At 62.2% G+C, this 22,274-nt stretch carries 19 protein-coding genes; 12 read left to right on the forward strand and 7 right to left on the reverse strand.

Annotated features, from left to right (window positions below):
- Window positions 1–84: 84 nt before the first annotated feature.
- From O6X71_RS06350 to O6X71_RS06365, 4 genes are all read right to left on the reverse strand, one after another.
- Window positions 85–1,215 (reverse strand): serine hydrolase domain-containing protein, encoded by a 1,131-nt coding sequence (locus O6X71_RS06350; protein ID WP_353464985.1) that lies wholly within the window; start codon window positions 1,213–1,215, stop codon window positions 85–87.
- Window positions 1,216–1,444: 229 nt separating this feature from the next.
- On the reverse strand, window positions 1,445–2,248 hold the full coding sequence (locus tag O6X71_RS06355; protein WP_353464986.1) for a hypothetical protein: 804 nt from the start codon (window positions 2,246–2,248) through the stop codon (window positions 1,445–1,447).
- Window positions 2,245–2,742: a DUF2306 domain-containing protein gene (locus O6X71_RS06360; RefSeq protein WP_353464988.1), complete on the reverse strand. Its 498-nt coding sequence runs from the start codon at window positions 2,740–2,742 to the stop codon at window positions 2,245–2,247. Before O6X71_RS06360 ends, O6X71_RS06355 begins: the two co-directional genes overlap by 4 nt.
- A gap of 116 nt (window positions 2,743–2,858) precedes the next feature.
- A complete protein-coding gene (locus tag O6X71_RS06365) occupies window positions 2,859–3,584 on the reverse strand; it encodes a LytTR family transcriptional regulator DNA-binding domain-containing protein (RefSeq protein WP_353464989.1) in 726 nt (241 codons plus the stop codon).
- Window positions 3,585–4,046: 462 nt separating this feature from the next.
- Here O6X71_RS06365 and O6X71_RS06370 point away from each other — a divergent pair, with 462 nt between their 5' ends.
- The 11 genes from O6X71_RS06370 (at window position 4,047) to O6X71_RS06420 (ending at window position 16,795) form a co-directional block, all read left to right on the forward strand.
- Window positions 4,047–4,964, forward strand: coding sequence for a DUF5694 domain-containing protein (locus tag O6X71_RS06370; protein WP_353464990.1), 918 nt, complete (start codon window positions 4,047–4,049; stop codon window positions 4,962–4,964).
- A gap of 310 nt (window positions 4,965–5,274) precedes the next feature.
- Window positions 5,275–6,375, forward strand: coding sequence for a histidine kinase dimerization/phosphoacceptor domain -containing protein (locus tag O6X71_RS06375; protein WP_353464991.1), 1,101 nt, complete (start codon window positions 5,275–5,277; stop codon window positions 6,373–6,375).
- Window positions 6,376–6,404: 29 nt separating this feature from the next.
- Window positions 6,405–6,839, forward strand: a complete 435-nt coding sequence (locus tag O6X71_RS06380; protein WP_332756711.1) for a response regulator — start codon at window positions 6,405–6,407, stop codon at window positions 6,837–6,839.
- 259 nt (window positions 6,840–7,098) lie between these two features.
- A complete protein-coding gene (locus O6X71_RS06385) occupies window positions 7,099–8,448 on the forward strand; it encodes a PAS domain-containing protein (protein ID WP_435368446.1) in 1,350 nt (449 codons plus the stop codon).
- Window positions 8,449–8,539: 91 nt separating this feature from the next.
- Entirely contained in the window at window positions 8,540–8,890 is a 351-nt protein-coding gene (locus tag O6X71_RS06390; protein ID WP_093401120.1) for a response regulator, read from the forward strand.
- 137 nt (window positions 8,891–9,027) lie between these two features.
- Window positions 9,028–9,909: an MBL fold metallo-hydrolase gene (locus O6X71_RS06395; RefSeq protein WP_353464993.1), complete on the forward strand. Its 882-nt coding sequence runs from the start codon at window positions 9,028–9,030 to the stop codon at window positions 9,907–9,909.
- A 90-nt stretch (window positions 9,910–9,999) separates the two neighbouring features.
- Window positions 10,000–10,875 (forward strand): SDR family oxidoreductase, encoded by an 876-nt coding sequence (locus tag O6X71_RS06400; RefSeq protein ID WP_353464994.1) that lies wholly within the window; start codon window positions 10,000–10,002, stop codon window positions 10,873–10,875.
- A gap of 348 nt (window positions 10,876–11,223) precedes the next feature.
- The gene (locus O6X71_RS06405; RefSeq protein ID WP_353464995.1) at window positions 11,224–12,735 is read left to right on the forward strand and encodes an FAD-dependent oxidoreductase; all 1,512 of its coding nucleotides are present in this window, start codon (window positions 11,224–11,226) and stop codon (window positions 12,733–12,735) included.
- Window positions 12,720–14,063: an alpha/beta hydrolase gene (locus O6X71_RS06410; RefSeq protein WP_353464996.1), complete on the forward strand. Its 1,344-nt coding sequence runs from the start codon at window positions 12,720–12,722 to the stop codon at window positions 14,061–14,063. The genes O6X71_RS06405 and O6X71_RS06410 overlap by 16 nt, the downstream gene beginning before the upstream one ends.
- The gene (locus O6X71_RS06415; protein ID WP_235527830.1) at window positions 14,060–15,607 is read left to right on the forward strand and encodes a GMC family oxidoreductase; all 1,548 of its coding nucleotides are present in this window, start codon (window positions 14,060–14,062) and stop codon (window positions 15,605–15,607) included. The genes O6X71_RS06410 and O6X71_RS06415 overlap by 4 nt, the downstream gene beginning before the upstream one ends.
- A 141-nt stretch (window positions 15,608–15,748) precedes the next feature.
- Window positions 15,749–16,795, forward strand: coding sequence for an IS110 family transposase (locus O6X71_RS06420; protein WP_353464997.1), 1,047 nt, complete (start codon window positions 15,749–15,751; stop codon window positions 16,793–16,795).
- Between the two features lie 304 nt (window positions 16,796–17,099).
- Here O6X71_RS06420 and O6X71_RS06425 read toward each other — a convergent pair whose 3' ends face one another.
- Window positions 17,100–18,311 carry a sacsin N-terminal ATP-binding-like domain-containing protein gene (locus O6X71_RS06425; protein WP_353464998.1) on the reverse strand — a complete coding sequence of 404 codons (1,212 nt, stop codon included), beginning with the start codon at window positions 18,309–18,311 and terminating at the stop codon, window positions 17,100–17,102.
- A gap of 453 nt (window positions 18,312–18,764) precedes the next feature.
- Here O6X71_RS06425 and O6X71_RS06430 point away from each other — a divergent pair, with 453 nt between their 5' ends.
- Window positions 18,765–18,947, forward strand: a complete 183-nt coding sequence (locus O6X71_RS06430; protein WP_353465000.1) for a hypothetical protein — start codon at window positions 18,765–18,767, stop codon at window positions 18,945–18,947.
- On the opposite strand, the gene O6X71_RS20945 is transcribed toward O6X71_RS06430, so the two are convergent.
- Both O6X71_RS20945 and O6X71_RS06440 read right to left on the reverse strand, forming a co-directional pair.
- A complete protein-coding gene (locus O6X71_RS20945) occupies window positions 18,937–19,263 on the reverse strand; it encodes a hypothetical protein (RefSeq protein WP_435368447.1) in 327 nt (108 codons plus the stop codon). The two genes, O6X71_RS06430 and O6X71_RS20945, sit on opposite strands and share 11 nt — an antisense overlap.
- 957 nt (window positions 19,264–20,220) lie before the next feature.
- Complete coding sequence (locus O6X71_RS06440; RefSeq protein WP_353465001.1) at window positions 20,221–22,272, reverse strand: TonB-dependent receptor plug domain-containing protein; 2,052 nt, start codon at window positions 22,270–22,272, stop codon at window positions 20,221–20,223.
- Window positions 22,273–22,274 lie beyond the last annotated feature (2 nt).

The raw sequence follows: 22,274 nt of genomic DNA on the forward strand, positions 1-22,274 counted from the left end.
ACTGAGACGCGCCGGGTGACAGGGTTGCAACCTTAAAGCGGCTGCCTTTCCCATATCGCAAGCAGACGGATGGGCCGGCGGAGGTCACTTCAGCCAAGCGAACGCATCGAACTCGCGTGCGAAGACAGTGCGGGCAGCACGCTCGAAAACTTTGCGCCCAGCGTCGCCGTTGGTGAGCACCACAACCGCTGCGCCCGATGCGAGGTCCACGACAAACAGGTTCGCGACGCCGTCGTTGGCACCCCAGTGCCAAGCGAAACCCCGCCCACCGTCACTCTCCATCCCCCAGCCTAGTCCCCAGTCGAGCGCTCCCTTTACCCGAGTGGTCTTCGTTGAAAGCGCCGGATAGCGCTGTGCGAAAGCCAGGAACCGCGCGTAGTCGCTGGCGGTGGTCCACAATCCGGCCGCCATGTTGGGCATCATGAATATTGGCATTGCCGGTTTGCCAAGTGCGACGGCCGCTTTCTCCCGTTCGCCTAACGTCCACCGGTCGACTGGTTTCGGCGGGCCAGCATCGCGACGCATCGCATAGCCCGCCGGTCCTTTGTCGATGAGTACACCTCCACCTCCGTCGTGCGCCCACGCGACTGCTGGCTCGGCGCCCCTTGCCCATCCATAGGTGCTTCGGCTCATTCCCGCCCGTCGCAGGACCCGCGTTTCCACCACCTGCGCGGCGGTCTGGCCTGTAACTGCCTCGACCAACCGGCCGAGCAGGACGAAGCCCTCGCCAGAGTAGCGAAATCGCGTGCCGGGAAGGAACGCGGCTGTTAACGGCTCGCCCGCTTCGTCGCGCCAGTTAGGCAGGCCACTAGAGTGGGAGAGCAGGTGGCGAGGCGTAATCGATCGCGTCGCAGGATCATCCGTGAACGCGACATGCTCCGCCACCGGCCGGTCGAGGTCGATCAGGCCTTCCCGCACCATGTCATGGACCGCGACCGCAAGAACCACCTTCGACAGCGATGCTGCTTCGAACAGTGTTTCGGGTGTCGCGGGCACCGCATTAGCCTTTGCGTAGCCGACCGCACCAGACGAGATGGCGCCGGAGCGGTCCAGCATTGCCCAGCTCGCGCCCGGTACGGACGCCAGGTCCATCCAGGTCGACAAGTTGGCGAGAATGCCGGGCGTCGTCGCGGTTGTTGCACCTGCCGCCACGGCTATGGCGAGCGTCCCGAAGCACGGGGCCGCGAGCATCGTCCGCCTGGACACCAAATCCATTATCAACCCTCGTAAGCAACCTACTCACTGGCATACAGATTCGGCGCGACTAGGCTAGCTAAGACCACCGCCGCGGAAGTCCGTCAGCCGATCCGCGTTAGTAACGACCCATAGCACGTCATTCGCGCGTCTCTGCCCCCTTCCAGCTCAGACACTGGTTCATGTCCAAGGGGGAGGCAGTGCCGCAGGCAGTTCCCTGACCACTCAGCGAAGCCCCTAGTCCATTGCGTTACAAGGCGAACCCCGGCCCGAGGATCGCAACAAACGCTACCGTCCCGACGAGAGCAGCCACGCGCAGCAACCAACTTGGCGAAAGCGTGGTCGCCGATGCGGCAGCCGTTGGCTTAACGAACCGCCCCATGCTCAACAGGCCGGCATTACCGCCGAGTGCGACCCCAATCGACGCGCCGATCGTAGACCGCCAATCGCTACCCGCTGCCAGCGCCGCAGCCAGCGAGATCACCCCTGTCGTCATCCACACAATGACCGCACACCGCCGTGCCTGCGCCGCCACACCTTCACTGTCGAGCACGCGCGACAGCATTCCCGCAGCGAGGCGGACGACGGCATAGTAACCTGCGATGCCGACGACCGCGAGCGCAACACGCGCGAGAACAGGATCGGTCACCCCCGCCATCACTCCGTGCCCGTTCCAATCACCGATGCCGAAGACTGCGGAGAAGACGAGATAGCCGAAGCTGGTCAATCCGTTGAGTGCGAACACGATCCAACCGGCGAGCCGCCCCCTCAGCGAGCCGCTTCCTCGCCAGACGAGCCAGCCAAGAGCGGCGAGGATGACGTTGACCGCGGTTCCAGCGCCTGCGACGATCCGCCCGCCCCACAGCGACATTGCTTGTGAATTGCATCCGAAGTGAAAGGTGCTCCAGTTCGTTGGATCGCCCCCCATTGCAGAGCACGTGAGGCCGTGCCCCATTCCCTCGTGCAGCGTGGCCGCCGCGACCCACGCCAGCGCCGCCAATGCGACGACGTCCGCGAGTGGCGCGCGCGGATCGGTAGACGACCGCGGCGTCATGCCCGCACCGTCGTAGCGGTCAGGCGTGTCCGCACTAGCCAGCCACCGGCGCCGAACAACGCGAGGTTCAACGCGATCATCAGGAGCCAGTGACTTCGCGGGTCGCTAATCCGGCTTATACCTAGCATTGGGTTGACCAGCAGTTCGGTGACGAACGCCATCCACAGGCCGACATAGTTCATTGCCATCCGTCGCTGGTGAGTGACAAGATCATCAGGCTCGCGCGTCCGGCGCCAACGACGTAGCGCCAGCAGCCCCATTGCCAACGTCGCGAGATTGACGAGCGCGATAACGTGAAAGACGTTGGGCCGCCCCGTGAGGTCGTACATCGACAATGCGGTACCGTTGATCGCGAGGATCGCGGCGGCATAGACTCTGCCAACGTGCCTGTGCCGCGCTGTCCCCTTGGGCAACGTCACCACGAAGGCGCCGCTGACCAGCGCCACGCTTCCCATTGCGACATGCGCCGCGCCTATTGCCGATATCCCACCCATTATCCGTTCCCTATCTCGAATACAGGACCGGTGATGGTTGGCGGATCGCGGTTCGGTAAGGTGTGATTGCGCCGGATAGGCACAGATTTCGCGAAACCGGTTTGGCGTTACGCGAGTCAGCCGCGTTCCAGCCAGCCCCGCGCTCGACACAACGCGATGCGCGTCTCGCTGACAGGCACGCGCGACCCGTCGGCGAGGTGAAGCGACCAGCGCCGCCCGGTGCGCTCACTGCCCGTAATGGCGCAATCTGCAACCCAGGCCCCCCGGTGGACCTGCGCGCCCTGCACGTCGGCGAGGTCGCCGACTGCATCGCGGAAGCGATAGTGCACCAGCAGCGTCCCCCCACCGCGCACTGAGAGGCGGCAGTAATGATCTTCGGCGCGAACCGACAGCAGGTCTGCCGGGTCTATGCCTGCGCGGGCTAGAATGCCGAAACTCGTGGTCGGCGTCGCTGGCGAGCAAGCAGTGTCTTCTACGTCGCTGTCTTGCCTGGCCAGGGTATGCCGTGCCCGCGTGGCGCGGAGCAGGACCATGACGAAGCCTGTCACCAGCAGACCATAGGCGAACGGTTTCCAGTCCACTGAAGCGTCGCCCCGCCCCATCAGGCGGTAGAGCAGCGGCACCTCGATCGCGAGCAGCGAGTTAAGGACAAGGGCACTTAGCGCCGTCCGCCCGGCATGGTCACGCGTCCCCGGCAGCGATCGTCGCCAAGCGGACCAGCCGAGCATGTTTACGCCGACCAGTGCGCCCCAGAAGGCGAGCCCGAGCGCAAATCCGAACGTTGTAGAGACACCAAAGGCGTCGACGATCGTGAGAATGATCGTGATGCCTAACCAGATCACCGGTGGCATTCTGCCTGGCGGCGCAACGGTCGCAAATCGTATCCTGGCGGACCCTGTCACTTAATCCTGCACCCCGGATAGCTCATGGTCGCCGTTTAGACGCGCCATTCGCTGACGTCGATGGCCTCGCCACGACGCCGGTTCGGCGGGCGGGTCTGATGTTCGGTAAACGGGTTCTGGTAACGGGCTCCCTTAAATCCGGTCCGGTTGCCCTCCCCCACATTGGCAGCCGCCAGCAACGCTTCCCTGATCGCCCTTGCTGTATTAGGTGAGTGTCACAGCTATACCGAAGGGTCAAAAATGCGTTGGTTGTCGAGGTTCCTAGTAACGATCGCGGCGGTATCAGGCGTGTCGGTCGCGGTGGCGCAGACGTACCGCCCGTTCGACACAAGCCGGTTGAAGGGACCGCGGTCCGGACCGCAGAACCAGCTGGTCGTGCTTGGGAGCACGCACCTTTCTGCCATGCCTGCAACGTTCCGACCTGAACAACTCGGTCCGGTCCTCGACAAGCTGGCGGCGTGGCGTCCTCAGGCGATCGCGATCGAGGCGGTGTCCGGGTCTCAGTGCGATTTTATGCGGCACTACCCAGAACGCTACAAAGACAGCGTCGAAAGCTACTGCTGGGACCCGGTACCCGCCGCCAAAGCTACTGGGCTGGACGTGCCAGCGGCAACGGCCGCCTGGAACCGGCTGCTTGCGACCTGGCCCGCAGCACCTTTGCCCGCCGATCGACGTCGCCTCGCCGCCGTGTTCCTTGCCGGCGGCGAGAGCGCCTGCGCGCTCGTTCAGTGGCTTCGCCTCCCTGAGAACGAGCGTCACGCCGGTGAGGGCCTTGACACTGTATTAGTCGCGAGGCTCGAACGCCTCCGCACTCGGAATGACGAGAGCCTGCTAATAGCTGCCGCCTTGGCTGCCCGGCTCGGGCTTGAGCGCGTGTACGCGATGGACGATCACACGGCCGACGCGCCGGTTGCCGACGAGAAAGGCTACGAAGCTGTTATCTCGAAAGCGTGGGACAACGCCGCCATGGCCAAGCGCAAGGCAAGAGATGCGGCACTGTCCGCCAGGCTCGGGCAGCCCGGCGCAATGCTTGCGATGTACCGTGACTTCAATCGGGCTGCCCAAGCGAAGCTCATATTTACCAGCGACTTCGGCGCTGCCTTAGCAGAGCCGTCGGCAGACCGTTTTGGCCGCGGCTATGTCGGCTATTGGGAAACGCGCAACCTGCGCATGGCCTCGAACATACGTGACATGTTTGCGATGCAACCAGGTATCCGCGGGCTTATCGTCGTTGGCGCCTCGCACAAGCCATACCTCGAACGCTACCTCGACCAGATGCACGACATGACGGTCATCGACGCCGAGGATGTGCTTCGCTGAGCCGCGCGCCTTGGTTGCTGGTAGGTGGCCGCAATACGAATGGTCGCAGTTTTTCATCAACCTCAGACGACCCAGAACCGGATACTCACGAGCCATTTCCGCTTTCCCCATGTCTGCCATTCGTTCAGCTTCCAGCCTGCAGACGGGTCGCCGATTTTCGAACTCAAAGAGGCTTTCTACGCGCGAGCCATGCTGCCCAATGGTCATGCCTCAATGAGACGAACTCGATCTCTCAGCGGAACGGAAAACGATCAGAACGATTTAGTCCCGGCACGGAGTTCGGCTGGTCGGCACGCTCCACGGAGGCGTGATGAAGCAGCGGGACGATTGGCATCTGACGGAAGCGCTTGATTACGAGCACGGACGAGCGGACCCTTTTGCTGCGGCTGTTCGGGCTACCCGAATGCCTATGGTCATTACGGACCCCGCGCAAACCGATAACCCGATCGTCTTCTGCAACGAAGCCTTTCAAACGCTGTCGGGCTATGACCGAAGTGAAATCATTGGCCGTAACTGCCGCTTCCTGCAGGGTCCCGACACCGACCGAGAGCAGGTGGCTAAAGTGCGTCGGGCAATCGACGCCCAAGCCGACATTGCCGTGGACCTTCTAAACTATCGAAAGGATGGATCTGCGTTCTGGAACGCGTTGTATCTGAGTCCTGTACGCAATGACGCTGGCAAGGTTGTGTTCTTCTTCGCCTCCCAGCTCGATGTTACCGACCGCGTCAAGGCGCAGGCTATCATCTCAAAGCAGAAGTTATTGGTCGAGCAGGAAGTCGAGGCGCGCACGTCAGACCTGGAGGCCGCATTAGATGCAAAAACCCTACTGCTTCACGAAGTCGACCATCGCGTAAAGAACAACCTTACAATGATTGGTTCGCTTCTGCGTTTGCAGGCGCGTAGCATATCAGACCCGGCCGTTTCATCAAAACTTGAAACCATGCTCGAACGGGTTGATGCTCTGGCGACAGTACATCGCCGTCTTTATCAGTCGGACGACGTCACCCGGTTCGATGTCGGGGCGTTTACCGAAAATCTAATCAGCGACGTCGTTGGTGCCAGCCGACGCAACGACATCAAGGTGGTTTCGAACATTTCGCAAATAGAGGTGCCGTCCAGTAAGGCGGCATCGCTTGGGTTGATCCTCAACGAGATAGCGACCAACGCCATCAAGCATGCATTTGCCGACGGGCGAGCCGGTACGATTTCTGTCCGCACCGCCCCAGAAGACAATCATGCTATGATCGAAATCACCGATGATGGGCATGGGCTAGCCAGCAATGACGTTCAGCTGGGCGGCATTGGCAAAATGCTTATCTCCCGCCTCGCCAAGCAAGTCAGGGCCGACGTCGTGTGGTCCGACGCCGCCCCCGGTGTTCGGGTATCTCTCTCATTCCCGGTGGACGATTAATGAGTGTACGTGCCCAACCGCCGTTGAACGTGCTGATCGTCGAGGACGAAGCTCTTTTGGCGATGGATATTGAAGCGATGATCGAAGACGCCGGTCACCGTGTCGTCGGCGAGGCCGCGTCTCTCTACGAAGTTGAAGACCTGGCAAGCGATCTCCATCCGGACTTGGCTTTTGTCGACATACAGCTTGCGAAAGGCACCAGCGGCCTAGATGTCTGTGCACTGATCCGGAAGCGATGGGCGGACGCAATAGTCGTCTTCGTCACTGCAAACCCACTTAAGATCCCAGCCGACTTTGCCGGTGGCCATGGCGTCATACCCAAGCCCTTCTCCCGGAATGGTCTGATGTCCGCAATGCGCTACATTGAAGAGGGTGTCTGCGATCCACCGCCCGTATCCCCGCAGCCAGCGAGCTTCATTGCGGCGCCCGCGTTTGCCGCAGAGTGGTCCCAGACCAGTCCCTGATTTCCGGGTGATAAGCGACAATCCACGGCTTCACGAAGTGGGACGACAGATGACAGAAGTTATACATAAATTCGATTACGTTGATCCATCAACGTCTTACCGCTAGGACGTTCCCGCTTTGGACCGTCAGCCACTCCCACCTTCGCCTATTCGACCGCACGATGCCTCAGGTGTCGTACGCGAGGCTGTCGACGCATTTGCGTCCCGCCTCGACGAGCATGACCCCTTCGTTGCGGCGTTCGATCACTGCATTACGCCGATGGTCGTCAGCGATCCAACGCTACCGGATAACCCGCTGGTTTACGTCAATCGTGCGTTCGAGGCTCTGACGGGGTTCTCGGCGGTCGAGGTCGTTGGCCGGAACTGCCGTTTCATGCAGGGACCGTTAACCGATCAGGCCGACGTCCGACGTATGAAGGATGCGGTCGCTAGCCGCGAGCCGATCGATATCGACCTCCTGAATCACCGTCGTGACGGCACGCCGTTCTGGAACCGCCTCATGGTCGCGCCCGTGCATGACGCGACTGGCAGCCTACGCTACTTCGTGGCATCTCAGCTCGATGTCACGCTCGAGCGGCACGGGCTGTTGCAGTTGGAACGCGACCGCGACACGCTGAGTGCCGAGCTTGCGAAGCGTGAAGTCGCTTTGGCCGAACGAGAAGCGCGCCTGGCGCTTGCGCTCGATGCTGGCGGACTGGGCACTTGGACCATCGACCTGCCAGAATGGCGGCTTAGCTATTCGCCAAGCTGTCTTGCAAACTTTGGAAGGCCGGCCGAAGAGATATTATCGGCGGAAGGCTTGTTGGCTTGCGTGCACCCAGAGGATCGCGAACTCGTCAGATCTTCGCTGAACAGCGCTATCGAGCATGGCACGCGTTATAACGTCGAATACCGCATATTGACGCCTGAAGGCGAGCAACGCTGGATCCATTCCCAAGGCTCGCTGCAGCGTCGCGCGGATGGCACACCGTTGGCGGTTTCGGGCTTTTCGAGCAATGTTTCAGCTCGAAAATTCGCCGAGGAGCAACGTTCGGTTCTGGCCCATGAACTGACGCACCGTGTGAAGAACACGCTTGCCACGGTAAGTGCCGTTGTCAGTCAGACGCTACGCGATGCTGGGTCCCTTGCTGAGGCTCGGGATGCGGTGTCGGGCCGCATCGCCAGCCTAGCGTCTGCGCACGAACTGCTGCTCAAGGACGAGATCGAAGGCGCGGCAATAGGTGAGATTGTCGAGCGGGTGCTGGCGCCGTTCATGGACAGCAACGGTCGACGGTTTTCCGCTGTCGGCCCGACGATACGGCTGACCCCGGAAGTGACACTTGCGTTGTCTATGGCACTGCACGAGCTGGCGACCAATGCGATCAAATATGGAGCGCTCTCGGTACCGGAGGGTCAGGTGAGCATACGCTGGGACCTGAACGGCAATGCAACCGAACGCCGACTTACCTTCTCCTGGGCGGAGCAGGATGGACCTATCGTTGCTATGCCAACACGTGTTGGATTTGGTACGCGAATGATTGAGCGCGTCCTATCACGCCACATCCGCGGCAAGGCGGAAATCCAATATTTGCCGGAAGGTGTTCGCTTCGCAATCGAAGCGCCGATCTGAGCTCTCGACCTTGTCTGACATTTATTAACGCCGTGGCGGGCCCATTGCGTGATCACATTGGTTAAGAGCTCAGCTTATCGGGATCTGTCATATGTGCCATGTGCTCGTCATCGAGGATGATTTCCTCATCGCCGATCACATCATCCAGCTGATCGAGCGGGCTGGCGGCACATCCTTTGATCAGGCCGCCTCGCAAGATGAGGCAATCGATGCCGCGAGATTGCGGCCTCCCTCCATCATCATGTCCGACGTCAATCTCTCAGCCGGTACCGGCCCTGCCGCGGTGGAAGCCATCATCTTGGAGCATGGGCCGACGCCCGTGATCTTCGTTACCGGCACGCGCGAAGCATGCCATGTAAGTCGGCCATCGATGATCGTTCTCGACAAACCGATCAACGAACAGGCTCTTATCGCGGCGTTCCAAAGTCTGGCGCCCGCCTGAGCCAGCGATCGCCGACGGTCAGTGAAGCAGTCGCCCCATCGGCCTTACCTGTAATACCGGGTACCTCATCAAGTTGTCTTAGCTCACTGAACCCGCCACGTTCCTTACGATATCCAACAATCATCATGGGACTGTAGATGACCCTTCGTTCGATAGCCGCGCTCGGAGTTGCCGTATTCTTGGGGGCGACGGTGCTGGCAAAGCCAGTGCCGATCGCGCCTGCGGCGGTGCCGTTCAGCATCGGCTCGATGCGTACTGTGGCCTTGCGGGACATGATCAACCGCGTTCCGAACTACGGCAGCGTGTTCGGCAAGAAGGAAGGCCCGGCAGCTGTCGCGGATATATTGCGGAAAGCAGGCGCGCCAACCGACGCGCTATCGCTCGGTGTCGATGCGCTGCTTGTCCGCATGCCGGGCCGTATGGTCCTTATCGACACTGGCCTGGGCCCCAAGGTTGGTGGCGTCCTGATGCAGAGCCTAGCGCTCGCCAAAGTATCGCCGGCGGACATTACTGACGTCCTCATCACGCATTCGCACGGCGATCATGTCGGCGGCCTGTCGAGCGCGGACGGCAAACTGGCGTTTCCCAACGCGACGATCCGTATGACGCGCGCCGAATGGGCGTTCATGCAGAGCCAGCCCGACAATGCCGCGCTAGTCGCGACGATCACGCCGAAGGTCATGCCGTTTGATCCTGGCGCGGCCGTGATCCCGGGTATCCGCGCGGTCCCGCTGGCGGGGCACACGCCCGGCCATAGCGGCTACGAAATCACGTCAGACAGCCAGAAGCTACTCGACATGGGCGACACTGCTCATAGCGCTATCGTGTCTCTCGCCAGGCCCGAATGGATCATCGGCTACGACACTGACGGCGAGCAGGGGCGCCAGCGGCGGACGGCCGAGCTGGCCAAGTTGGCAGCGAGCGGCGAACATGTGTTCAGCCCGCATTTTCCGTTCCCAGGGCTCGGCCAGATCGTCAAAGCCGGCACTGCTTATCGCTGGCAACCGGTGAAACGCTGACACCGACGGGATGCCGTCGTCACGTGCGGCCGCCCGGCACGTTATCCCTCCTGAGCCGTTTGCTGCTGATATCCACCAGCAGGAACCGCTATGACCGACGATCCGCGTACCAGCCAGCCGACAAGTTTTCCTGATGAGCCGCGGCAGCCAAGACCCGGTTTGACGGCGAAGATGCGAACCAAACCCGATCACGGCGAGGAGAGCTACGTTGGCAAGGGCCTGCTGAAGGGCAAGGTGGCGCTGATAACCGGAGGGGACTCCGGTATCGGCCGGGCAGTGGCGATTGCTTATGCCCGTGAGGGAGCCGACGTTGCGATCTCCTACCTTGCCGACGAGCAAGCCGACGCCGAAGAGACACTGACGTGGGTAGAAAAGGCGGGGCAACGTTGTGTTTTGCTTCCGGGCGATCTTCGCGACCGGGATCACTGCATAACCCTGGTTGAGCGTACGATCGCGGAATTCGGTGGCATCGATGTGCTCGTCAACAACGCTGCCGCTCAGACAATGAACGAGGGCCTTGATAGCATCGACGACGACGAGATGCAGGCCGCGTTCGCCGCTAACGTCTTTGCCATGATCCGTTTGGCCAAGGCAGCAGCGCCGCACATGAAGCCTGGTTCGGCGATCATCAACACGACCAGCGAACAGGCAAAGGTCGCTGGCAAGAACATGATTGTCTACGCAGCAACCAAGGGCGCTATCTCTAGCCTAACGGTGGGCCTGTCCAACCTTCTATCCGGCGAAGGCATTCGCGTAAACGCGGTGGCGCCAGGCCCGATCTGGACGCCAATCCAGCCGATCGCCAAGTCACCGGAAGAACTGGAAACGCTCGGCCAGAACACGCCGCTCGGCCGCGCTGGACAGCCGGGCGAGCTCGCTCCCGCCTATGTGATGCTCGCGTCGGCGGAGGGGAGCTACATGTCCGGTAATGTCGTGGCCGTGAGCGGCGGGGTTCCAATTTCCTGATTCTGATGGCTAAACCTCAGCCGGCTGCACGTCCGCAGTCAGCTGAGGTAGCCATAGGATCTATGGTGCACCAAGGCTTTCAGGACGCCACGATTGGGCCAGCGTCAGCCGCTATTACCAGAGCAGAGGGGTCGGTGATCCAGCTTGCCCCAGCTAGCGGGCCCAGAACCGGTTCTAAGCACGCTTGTTGTAGCAGACGGTTTCCGAGCGCGAACCATCTTACTTGGCGAGCTTGGTAATCGTTGATGCAAAGCACCTTTGCAGTCGAAGCTGCTGACCGAGAACGAATTTCCACGGCACCGGATGTTGATTTGCATCGTTCACTCCGGAATTTCGGAGATTTGGAACATGGCAAAGATCGATCTCGGCAAGGGCATGCCCGCAGCGGACCTGCACGACGACAAACCGGTCGCGGGATCATTCGGCAGCGAGGACGTCATTCTGGTCCGGCATCGCGGCAAGGTCTGCGCGTTCGCTGGCAAATGCACCCATCAGGGCGCACCGCTGGAAACCGGCCTCGTGATCGACGGGACAGTGCGCTGCCCGTGGCACCACGCGCGCTTTTCGCTCAGTGACGGCGAGGCTGTCGCCGCCCCTGCGTTCGCGCCGCTCGACACGTTCACCGTGGTCGAGAAGGACGGCGTCGTCACCATTACCGGCAAGGAGGAGCAGACGCGGGCCACCCCGTCGACCCGGTCGATCGGCAAGGTCGTCATCGTCGGCGGCGGTGCGGCGGGGCACGCCTGCGCCGACATGCTCGCACGCTCGGGTCTCGGCGGCGACGTCACGATCCTGTCCGACGACGCCGATGCGCCCTATGACCGGACCGCGGTTTCGAAGGACTATCTCGCAGGCGATGCCGAGCGCGACGATACCGCACTCCCCGAACCCGGCCTAGGTCGCGGTCCTGCGCCGAACGTCCGGACCGGCGTTGCTGTCGCGTCGATCGACGTAGAAGGTCACGCTGTCGTCACCGCCGACCAAGACCGCGTCCCCTACGACGTTCTCATCCTCGCCACCGGCGCGACGCCGGTCACGCCGGACACCGTGAAGGCCGCGGATAACGTGTTCGTGCTGCGCACGCTTGCCGACGCTGACGCAGTCAAAGCCGCGGCAAAGGACGCGAAGCGCGCGATCGTGCTGGGCGCGAGCTTCATCGGGCTCGAGGCCGCCGCATCGCTTACCCAAGCCGGGCTTTCGGTGACGGTGATCGCCAGGGACAGCGTACCGCTCGCCAAGGTCGCAGGGCCGGAAGTCGGTAAGTTCGTGCAGGCGCTCCACGAGGAGAAGGGCGTGACCTTCCGCCTCGACTGCGAACTCGCGCAGTACGACGGCCACACCGCGATGCTCGACGATGGCACGGCTATCGAAGGCGACTTGCTCGTGGTCGGCGTCGGTGTCGAACCACGGATCGACCTCGCCAAGGCGGCAGGGCTGATGATCGCAGAAAAGGACGCTGGCGGCGGCGTCTCGGTCGATGCGCAGTTACGGACCTCGGCCGACGGTATCTACGCGATCGGCGATATCGCAAGCTATGCCGACCCAAGGCTCGGCCACCCGATCCGCGTCGAGCACTGGGTCCATGCGCAACGCCAGGGCCAATGGCTGGCGCGCTCGCTACTCGGCGCAGTCACCGGCGGCTATGGCGACACGCCGTTCTTCTGGACCGGGCAGTATGACACCAGCCTCCATTATGTTGGTCACGTAGCCAAACCCGACGACCGCCGGATCGAAGGCGATGTGGCCGCTGGCGACTTCGCAGTCTTCCTGAAGGAGGACGGCAAGGAGCAGGCCGTGATGACCTGCGGCAACCACGACGAGATCGCGCTCAAAAAGGAGGCCGCATGGGACGCGGCGTGATGCGCCCGACGCTGTTCTTCCTGCATGCGCTGGGCGGCAGCGCCCGGTCGTGGGACGCGGTGATCGCGCAACTCGGCGCGTTCGACTGCCGACCGCTCGACCTGAACGGCTTCGGCGATGCGTCCGACGCGACCGGGTTCACGGTGGAGGAGATGGCCGACACCATCGCCGAAGAGATCCGCGCGGAAAACGCGGACCGATGGATGCTCGTCGGCCACAGCATGGGCGGCAAGATCGCGACGATTCTCGCGCAGCGATCAGAAGCGGGACGCCTCTCCGGGCTGGCCGGCGTAGTGCTTATGGCCGCGTCGCCCCCCTCGCCCGAGCCGATCGACGACGAACGCCGCACGACGATGATCGACTGGGTGAAGCAGGGCCCAGTCGGTATCGAAGACGCCCGCGACTTCGTCGACCAGAACATCGCCGCCCCGCTGCCGCCTGCTGTCTATGACGCCGCCGTCGCCGACGTTCAGCGCGCCAATCCCCAGGCATGGCGAGCATGGCTCGAACAGGGCTATCGCGAGGACTGGTCGGATCAGGTCGGCACGCTCAACACCCCTGCCGTGATCATCGCCGGCGCCGAAGACGGCGATCTGGGCGAGGCGAACCAGCGCAAGCTCAACGTGCCGCATTATACCCACGCCCGGTTCCAGAGCATCGCCGGCGCCGCGCATCTTCTCCCGTTCGAACAGCCGGACAGCGTCGCCCGCCTGATCCGCGATCACGCGCACGCCGTCGGTGCAGCGAGCATCCCCGCCGACTATGAACGCCTGATCGCCTCCGACCGCGTGAGCGCGCGCACCCGCGCGACGCTGGCCGAACGCGCGATCGCAGACGACCCCGACTATCAACCCAAGATCGTGTCGGCGAAGCAACTCGAAACCCTGCGCGCGCTCGTCGACCGCGTGATCCCGCAGCACGGCATCGACCTCGCCGCGCGGATCGACACGCAACTCGCGGGCGGCGAAGGCGATGGCTGGCGGTTCGCCGCGCTTCCCGTCGACGCCGACGCCTATCGCGCAGGGCTCGACACGCTCGACACACTTGCGAACGGGGCTTTCGCCAAACTCGCTGGTGAAGACCGCGACGCCCTGCTCCACACGATCGAAGCCGCCGACTGGTCCGCCAAGACCCCGCTTACCCCCGAGCAAATGACCTTGTGGTTCGAGGACGTTCGCGCCGACGCCGTGCGGTTGTGGCTCGCGCATCCGGCAACGATGGCGCGGGTCGGCTATGACGGCTTTGCCATTGGTGGCGATGGCGTCCGCAAGCAGGGCTATGCGCTGACCGCCGCCGACGAACGCGAAGGCTGGGAGCCCGCACGATGAACCTCGACCAGATGCGCGCCTATGCCGAAACCGATGTCGTCGATGTCGTGGTGATCGGCACCGGTGCCGGCGGCGCACCGTTGCTGGCCCGCCTCGCCAAGGCCGGGCTAAAGGTGGTCGCGCTCGAAGCCGGCCCCAACGGCGAACCCCAACGGCACACGCCGGATGAACTCGCGGCGAGCGACATCTACTGGATCGACGAGCGGCTGAGCGACGGCGCAATGCCGCAGGCGTTCGGCGGCAACAACAGCGGCACCGGCGTTGGCGGGTCGACGCTGCACTGGGGCGCGTTCTGCCCTCGTCCCGATCCGCGCGATCTGCGCCTAAAGACGCTGACCGGCCAAGGCGAAGACTGGCCGATCGAGCACGCCGAGCTGATCCGCTACATCGAACAGGTCGAGGCGTTCATTGGCGTTTCGGGCCCCGCCGATTACCCGTGGGACGCGGCCCGCCGCTATCAACTACCCGCGGTCAAGCGCAATGCGCCCGCCGATGCGATGGCGGCGGGGTGCGCCGCGGTAGGCATCACCGCGACCGACGCCCCCGCTGCGCTGGTCTCGCGCGACTGGCGGCAGGAAGGCGGCGGGTTGCGTCAGGCCTGCGTCAATTGCGGCGCTTGCCATCAGGGGTGCCGCAACGGCGCGAAGGCGTCGATGGATACCACCTATCTCCCGCTCGCGGTCGCCGCCGGCGCCGAGATCCGCCCCGGCTGCCGGATGACCGGGGTCGAGCGCGACGCCGCCGGCCGGATCGTCGCGGTAGTCTACCGCAACGGCCGGCAGGAGCACCGTCAGCGGTGCGCCGCGGTCGTGCTCAGCGCAGGCGGCGTTGAGACCCCGCGCCTGCTGCTCCACATGGGGATCGGCAATGCGAGCGGTCAGGTCGGCCGCAACTTCATGGCGCATGTCGCGACGCAGGTCTGGGGTCGATTCGATGCCGAGATGCGCTGCAACCGCGGCTATCCCTCGTCGCTGATCAGTGAGGACATGCTGCGCCCAGACGGTGCCGATTTCGCGGGCGGCTACCTTATGCAGAGCCTCGGCGTTCAGCCCGTCACGCTGGCGACGTCGTTCGCGCGCGGCGGCGGGCGCTGGGGCCAGGAGCTGGTCGACGTGATGGACAAATACCTTCATTTGGCCGGCATCGGTATCAACGGCGAATGCCTGCCAAGCGACGACAACCGACTGGTGCTTGCTGACGAAACCGACGCGTTTGGCATCCCCAAGGCGCGTGTGACGTTCGGCTATGGCGCCAACGAGCAGGCGATCGACAAACACGCGATCGCGACGATGACCGCGATCTGGCAGGCGGCGGGCGCCCACGACATCGTCACCCTGCCGCGCGCCGCGCATACCATCGGCACTTGCCGGATGGGCGAGAGCGGCGATACCGCGGTCGTCAATCCGTGGGGCCGCAGCTTCGCGATCGACAATCTGTGGATCTGTGACAATTCGGTCTTCCCGAGCTCACTCGCCGCCAACCCCGCGCTGACGATCATGGCGCTGAGCCTGCGTACCGCGGATCGGATACTCGGGAGCGGTTGAGGATGGCGAGTACGGCAGGACCACAAGATGGTGTATCGCGGTGGCTGCATTTCGACAGTAGATGAGATTACAGCCCCTTCACGTACGATGCCTGGACCGGGGTCGACCTGACCTCGTGCATCGAGGGAAGGAGTGAGAGCGATGGCGCATTTCGTGGGTCTGGACGTCTCGGTGAAGGAGACGTCGGTGTGCGTGGTGGACGATGCGGGCAAGGTGGTGTGCGAGCGCAAGGTACCGACCGAACCCGATGACATTGCCGTGCTGTTGACGTCGGTCGGTGGCGATTATGTTCGGGTCGGGATCGAGGCCGGGCCGCTGTCGCAGTGGTTGGTCAATGGCCTTAGCGAGGCGGGGCTGCCGGTGATCTGCGTCGAGACCCGCCACATGAAGGCGCTGTTGCAGGCGCAGCAGATCAACAAATCCGATCGCAACGATGCCCGCGGGATCGCTCAGATGATGCGGGTCGGCCTGTTCAAGCCGGTGCACGTGAAGACGCTGGCCGCGCAGGAACAGCGGATGCTGCTGACCAGCCGCAAGCTTGTGCAGCGCAAGCTGATCGACATCGAGTCCGACATGCGCGGCACGTTGCGCAACTTCGGCCTCAAGGTCGGTGTCGTCAGCACGATCGGTTACGAGGCCCGGATTCGTCATCTAGTCGAGGGCTTTCCGAGACTGGCGGCGATCGTCGAGCCGTTGCTGACGGTGCGGCGGGTGATGCGCCAGCAACTGGCCACCCTCCACGAGATGCTGCTCGACACGGTCCGGCATGATCCGGTCTGCAAACGGTTGATGACCGCGCCCGGCGTCGGCCCGGTGGTGGCTCTCACCTACCGTGCCTCGATCGACCAACCTCAGCGCTTCGTTCATTCCAGAGCGGTCGGCGCGCATCTCAGGTTGACGCCTCGGCGGCATCAGTCGGGCGAGGTCGACTATGACGGCGGCATCTCCAAGTCCGGCGACACCATGCTCCGAACGATGCTGTACGAAGCGGCGCAAATCCTGATGACCCAGAGCCGGCATTGGTCGTGGCTTAAGGCCTGGGGGATGAAGGTCGCCCAGCGCCGGGGTATGCGGCGCGCCATTGTCGCCGTCGCGCGCCGCCTGGCCGTCGTTCTCCACCGCATGTGGACGGACGGCACCGACTTCCGCTGGGGAAGCGAACCCGGCACCGCGGTCGCGGTCGCCTGATAAGATCTCACAAAGGAGCTTTCACGGTTCTGCCTCGGCAGAAAGAGGTCCTCACGGGGACGAAGGTGGTGTGAGATCGTAACGTCCACAGCCCTGTTGCCAGCGACAAGGGCGTCCAAAAGATTGATCCACACCGCTTTCTCTTACCCCATCATGGGGCGGCTACGTGCCGACCCCGGAGAGAAGCACGAACCCCGTGTGGCGATCTCAAGCCCGGTAGAAAAACAGTATTTGTATTTCGTCGCCTACCAATTCCTCAAACCGGCGCACTCGCGGCGGCGGGGAGTGGTCTGCTCCTGTTGACTCAGGCCGCGGCGTCGATCCAGTCGTCCTCTCCGCCCGCCTCGCTCGCGAGCGGGACGTGGGTCCAGCCGATCGCGGTTTCACGTGCGAAGGCGTCGAGCGCGGCCCACCCGACCAGTCGACCGAGGTCCTTCATGCGGGCGAGGTTCCAGTCGTTTGGTATCAGCGTCGAGCGGGCGGCGTCCGGATCGAATTGCGCGTTGAGGCCGATCAGCAGCCCTGTAGGCATCGGCAGCGGCATCCGGTCGTAGAGCCCTCGTGGACGCCCGCCGGTAAGCGGGGCGCAGATCCCGAGTGGCGTGGTCGCTCCCGTCTCCTTGTTGGCTCGCGCCTCGCCAGCCGGCACTGGCCGCCTGATCGAGTAGCGTCGAAACGAGGGCGCGAGGCCGCTGGTCGCCCCCGCGACCACACGGACATCGTGGACCGCCACCTCAGTTGGAGTGCCGTCGAAGTCGACGCTTCCTTGGTGCACGTGTTCGACCTCCACGGTGAAGCGGAGGTTGCAGGCGGGATCCTCGAGGTCGTTGTAGGTCAGCTCTCGGATGCTAGTCAGGAAGATTAGCGACTCTGCGCTGAGCTCCCCCACCGCGCCGGCGATCGCCTCGCTCGTGACCTTCGGCGACAAAGGTATGACGAGCATCGTGTCGCGGCGCGACCCGTCGTATACCCTGGGGACGTCTGATTCTGGATCGCAGGGCCGCGGCCCGTCGGTGTCCATCACCAAGTGGAAGGGTGATGCATGGAGTTCGATGGGGCCGCCTAGGGCGTTGAGCGTCCTCTGCCCGATGCCGAACCTTCCGGCAGCGTCCGCGTCACCATCCTTGGTCGAGAGCCATGGGATCATCATCGCGCCAACGTTGGCGAAGGTGACCGGCTCGCCGTCGTGGACGATGAGCAGTTCCGGTCTGCCGCGGTTACGGAAAGCGACGCGAAGTTGCTGCGCTCCGAGATCGTCGGCGTTCTGCAGGCACTCGAGTATGCCTTGGAACGGCCGGGGGCTCAGCGTGCTGGCACCCTTGTCGGCGCGCTTCATGCTGGCCTGGAAGATCGAGGGTTGCTCGGCCATGATCTCGCCGAAGCGGATCACCGCGGCCCGTGCCCACACCGGCGATGGCGAGACTGGGACCCAATCCCGGTTCTCCCAGTCGTTCGCCAAGCGGTCGGCCGCCTTGCGGCCGTCCACTTCATCCTCAACCTCGACGATCGCCGCCACCATCTTGTCCGTCCCCCATTCCGGGCGCAGGCTAGACGCGACCCGGCTTGGCCCGCAACTCGATAGATCGGTGCGCGTCGGCGACTGGGTTCGGTTCGATGATCGGGGGTCCCGATCCTACGCTAGGCGCTCAGCCCTTAGCGGCCGAGCATCGATACCTGAATGGATGGCTACTTACGGCAACCTGATGCCCGAAAGCGGCCAGGCCGCTCTCCACCAGTTTTGCCATAGATGCGGACAGTCCGCAGGAACCTCGATTACGCCGTATACCGTTACAGCTGTCCGTTCCTGCCGCTTCGACATATCTCCGAACGCGGTGCGGTTCTCCATTGGAGAAGCTTCTTTCGCCTGCAGATAGGGTGCATTTTTGCCGAACGACCTCAGCCAACGGGCGTAATTGCCCCTGCCGCCCCCGCGGCGTTTATGATAAAAGGCGACATGCTCAAGACAAGAATGAAGCGGATCGCCGGTCGCGGCGATCACGCCGTGCGGCGGCTTGCCGAGATCGAAGCCTCGATCGCGAACCTTTCCAACGAGGATCTGCTCGATTTGGCCGACATCTTTAAAGCCGAGCCCCGCTCGCCAATCGGGGATATGGCATTCGTTGAAATGGCGCGACGGAATATCAGTCTTTAGAGACCGGTCGGGAACGAATTAGCAGGATCAGGCGACTACCAAGGAGCATCGGCTGCCTTAAGGATCTCCCGCAATTTTGCATGATCATCAACGGAGCGACGACATAGCGATTGGTACCAGGATCAATGAGATAGGCACCTTGGTCCGCGATGGCGGAGCCTTCTATCTTCGCCGCGATGTCGGTGGCCGCTACGAGCTGGAATTGCATCGAACCCCCGTAGATCTGGTAGAGAAGCGCGTCCGGCTCATTCGCACATTGGTTGGCCCGGATCTGGTGAACGCTGACGGCGTTGCGCCAGCTTAGTTGGCTGGACATTTGTCCCGTTCAGTCGCCAGCCACTGGCCGCAATTCTGATTCAACCTGACTCATTGGCGTTGCGCACAAACCACGAGCGGGCATCATCCATACCATGGAACAGCGGATCATTCATGCCTGCGGTCATGAGCAGGCTCATCATCTCACCGGCTTTGAAAGCCAGCAGGAACGTAAGGCCTAGTGGCTGAAGACGACTATCTGTCGTGACTGCTTCGTTGCGGAGAAGAAGGCTGAGGAGGTCGCTGCGGCAGCGTTAAGCAGCGCAGCCGTCTCACACCTTGTTCTTCCGCCGCTGACTGGGACCGATCGGCAAATCAGCTGGGCGTCAACGATCAGGAACACGCGGCTCGCAGCGCTAACCAACTCAAACAGCGACGCCGACTGTAACGCATGCCTTCGGATCACCGATGCCAAATGGTGGATCGATTGCCGCGATGTAGGTGACGTTGATCTGATGGCAGCCGCGAACCGAGCGTCAAACATGCAATGCGTGCCGACGCTCATTCCATCGACTACAAATCCTACGATCGCCCTCCGAAGGCATAGGCCGACCTCGCGATCCACGCCGGTAAGCAAGACGCCTATGTGTGCAAGCAGGGTTTAGAACTCCAGAATGAAGTGTTCAATTTCGCTGTTACCGACCCTGTTTGAACGGGATTTGTGTTCAAATAACATGCTCACTCAGGGTATACCCCGATTGACGCTAAGCGTGACTTCCCGCCCTTTTTGGTAGGTGACGGAAAACCTCCGGATCTTGGTTTCCGCACGATCGGACAAAGCGACAGGGTTTGTCGCATGTGCCATCCACAGATTGGGGCAGCCCTGGTCGCCTGACCTGCCGCCTGACGACAATCGTGTGGTTTCGAACAGGTGGGGTGATGATCAAGAACGTCGATCGATGGGGAGCGAAACCGTCGCCCTTCCGACCATTCATCATGCAACCAGCTACGTTTTAGCTTATATCTTAGCACTTACTCCCAATCTAAGTCGACGATCGGCCGGTATTGGAGAGCCGTAAGCACCACGAGCCTGTGTCAAGTTTTCTCCTGCCACATGGATCGACACCCTTGGTGTTAGCATCCGGGCAATTTTAGCGTCGACCGTAATGGCTGCCGGTACGCGTATCATCGCCAATTCTGTCGACGGAAGAAAACTGCTTTGGCGACTGGCGCTTGTGAGATGCGCCAATGTGGTCGCTGACCATCCACCTGCGGCATAATCGAGGCTCAGATTGGCCCGATGCTGCGGTGTGGCCGCCTTAGGAAAGAGAGCATAGAAGGTGGTATTACGGTTGGCCGGGATGTTCTCATCCACCCGGGTCACATTGTAGTTAAATGACCAACCGAAGTTGGTCGCGATCTTACCGGACGCTGACAGCTCAACGCCGTAGCTTTCAAAATTTCCCACGTTGGCAAACCGAGTGACGGCGATCGGTTCCGGTGTCAGCACTACCGTTACATCAACAGACCCCCCTGGCGAGGCGATCAACTTGTCGGTCCGGGTATAAAAGAGGGATGCATCAAACCTTAGGCCTGACGCCAAGCTATGCGAATAGCTCGTCTCAGCATTCCAGACGGTGACTGGAGCAAGACGGGGATCGCCAGTTAGATATACCGGGATCGGAACTTCAGGCGCCGGAACGGTCACGCGTAGGCCAAAGCCGATCAGCGATGGCAACTGCAGGCCACGTCCGCCGTTAACCCGGAACCGGCCATTTTCGCTGACCTGGATGGTTGCAGCGGCGTTGAAGCTGACCGGCGTAATCGTGCGGTTATAGGCTGAGGCAGGATCAATCTGAGGTGCTGCCGGCGCCCCCCCCTGACCCAACCAAAGATGATCGAGCCGCAAAGCGCCCGTCAGCGAGAGGCGGGCAAGCGGACGAATGTCGATCATTCCGCTGACCGCTGCAACCTGATAACCAATGCGATGTGAAAACAGACTGTCGGAGCCGAGCTGGTTGTTGCGGTATTCGGTACCAATTCGAAGGGTGTCTGCCGCGCTTATTCTAACGAGCGCCGACGCGGACATCACGGTGATGCGGTTGCTCGTACGAAGATCGGCAACGCTGCTGTAGGGGTCAGAAATGGGCGTGGTAATCCCATAGTCCGCCTGCAACCAATTAGTGTAGACGCGGCCAGAGAGATTGCCCCAGTTGGTGTCGTGGTTCACCTGTAGTCCGGCGGTCTGATTGCGGAACCGTTGCTCGGTCAGAATCTGGCTCGGCAAGAATTCCAGTTGCCGGTTGCCGGTCAGCCCACCATTAAGTTCGATGGAGGTTGAGGCGCCAGCCTGAATTGCCAGCGTCGCGCTCACCTGATCGGCATAGATGCCCAATGTACGTGGCGGCTGGTAAAGTGCACCTGGGATCGCGCGCTCGTCTTCCTTTTGATGTCCGCCAGTTACCTTCAAGCCGATAGTTGGGCTAACAGGTATGGTGAACGATCCGCCAATGCGGGTATAACTATGGGTACCAAGTTCTGCAGTTGCACCAAGATGCGGATCTGAACCAGCGTTAGTGGTGATGATGTTGACGACACCACTGGCGGCATTGAAGCCAAACAGCGCAGTAGCAGGACCTCGGACCAACTCGATCTGCTGGATGTCATCGAGCTGCACACCAAGTAGGTTCCAGTTTGTCATGCCGTAATGATCAAGATAGACCTGTCGCCCGTCGACTAGAACAAGTAGCCTGGCGTTATAGGTCTGGACACCGCCGCGAACGGCAACGTCACTCTGGCCCGCGGTCCAGCGATTGACATCAATTCCGGCATAAGCCTTCAAGAGATCCGGTACACTGCGGGCTGGTGACCGCTCGATCTCGTCATGCGTAATAATAGTAATTGAGGCGGGAGCTTCAGACGCTCGCTGAGGCTTGCCAGTCACGCTGGTCGTAATCGGCTCACCGAAGGCGTCACCCAACGCAGCATAGTCGACGATCTGTGCATCGAGCCCGGTGGGTACAATCGCACCGATTGCGGTGGCGACCACAAGGGTAAGAAGGCGCCCCATGA

Source organism: Sphingomonas faeni, assembly GCF_040407505.1.
Taxonomy (GTDB): Bacteria; Pseudomonadota; Alphaproteobacteria; order Sphingomonadales; family Sphingomonadaceae; genus Sphingomonas; species Sphingomonas faeni_E.

Coding starts and splice junctions, on each gene's coding strand:
- O6X71_RS06350 (WP_353464985.1), bottom strand. CDS start 1,215: ATGGATTTGGTGTCCAGGCGGACGATGCTCGCGGCCCCGTGCTTCGGG.
- O6X71_RS06355 (WP_353464986.1), bottom strand. CDS start 2,248: ATGACGCCGCGGTCGTCTACCGATCCGCGCGCGCCACTCGCGGACGTC.
- O6X71_RS06360 (WP_353464988.1), bottom strand. CDS start 2,742: ATGGGTGGGATATCGGCAATAGGCGCGGCGCATGTCGCAATGGGAAGC.
- O6X71_RS06370 (WP_353464990.1), top strand. CDS start 4,047: ATGCCTGCAACGTTCCGACCTGAACAACTCGGTCCGGTCCTCGACAAG.
- O6X71_RS06375 (WP_353464991.1), top strand. CDS start 5,275: ATGAAGCAGCGGGACGATTGGCATCTGACGGAAGCGCTTGATTACGAG.
- O6X71_RS06385 (WP_435368446.1), top strand. CDS start 7,099: ATGGTCGTCAGCGATCCAACGCTACCGGATAACCCGCTGGTTTACGTC.
- O6X71_RS06390 (WP_093401120.1), top strand. CDS start 8,540: ATGTGCCATGTGCTCGTCATCGAGGATGATTTCCTCATCGCCGATCAC.
- O6X71_RS06395 (WP_353464993.1), top strand. CDS start 9,028: ATGACCCTTCGTTCGATAGCCGCGCTCGGAGTTGCCGTATTCTTGGGG.
- O6X71_RS06400 (WP_353464994.1), top strand. CDS start 10,000: ATGACCGACGATCCGCGTACCAGCCAGCCGACAAGTTTTCCTGATGAG.
- O6X71_RS06405 (WP_353464995.1), top strand. CDS start 11,224: ATGGCAAAGATCGATCTCGGCAAGGGCATGCCCGCAGCGGACCTGCAC.
- O6X71_RS06410 (WP_353464996.1), top strand. CDS start 12,720: ATGGGACGCGGCGTGATGCGCCCGACGCTGTTCTTCCTGCATGCGCTG.
- O6X71_RS06415 (WP_235527830.1), top strand. CDS start 14,060: ATGAACCTCGACCAGATGCGCGCCTATGCCGAAACCGATGTCGTCGAT.
- O6X71_RS06420 (WP_353464997.1), top strand. CDS start 15,749: ATGGCGCATTTCGTGGGTCTGGACGTCTCGGTGAAGGAGACGTCGGTG.
- O6X71_RS06430 (WP_353465000.1), top strand. CDS start 18,765: ATGAAGCGGATCGCCGGTCGCGGCGATCACGCCGTGCGGCGGCTTGCC.
- O6X71_RS20945 (WP_435368447.1), bottom strand. CDS start 19,263: ATGTCCAGCCAACTAAGCTGGCGCAACGCCGTCAGCGTTCACCAGATC.
- O6X71_RS06440 (WP_353465001.1), bottom strand. CDS start 22,272: ATGGGGCGCCTTCTTACCCTTGTGGTCGCCACCGCAATCGGTGCGATT.